Source organism: Leptospira ainlahdjerensis (genome assembly GCF_016919175.1).
Classification (GTDB): domain Bacteria; phylum Spirochaetota; class Leptospiria; order Leptospirales; family Leptospiraceae; genus Leptospira; species Leptospira ainlahdjerensis.
Genome location: NZ_JAFFPU010000060.1, coordinates 1 through 364, shown reverse-complemented (window position 1 = coordinate 364; position 364 = coordinate 1). Strand labels below are relative to the sequence as shown.

At 39.3% G+C, this 364-nt stretch carries 1 protein-coding gene; it reads left to right on the top strand.

The genetic code is table 11. The features are described 5' to 3' along the window. Window positions 1-364: DDE-type integrase/transposase/recombinase (locus JWG45_RS15435; protein ID WP_205280541.1), on the top strand; the 364-nt coding region annotated here is incomplete at both ends.

Genomic DNA, 364 nt, shown 5'->3' with positions numbered 1-364 from the left:
TTACTTCTCCTTCACATGGATACAACGATATTAAGAGTACAAGACGGGGCTAAAGTCTACATCCATTTCATCATGGACAATTTTTCCAGAACCATTCTTGGCTGGAAAGCTTCTTTGGAATGGAACTCTAAAATGGCGATGCTCAACTTGCGTGAGGTTTGTGAAAAATTTAATTTATTTCAAAAGCCCATCCAACTTCTCTGCGACGACGGTTCTGAAAATGCGGGAGAGGTTGATGTATTTCTCAGAAGTCCCGGCCTTTTCATTGAAAAGCTAATCGCTCAAGTGGATATTACGTTTTCAAACAGTATGATCGAAGCCGTGAACAAAAAGATGAAATATGAATTTCTCTTTCCGAAAAAGC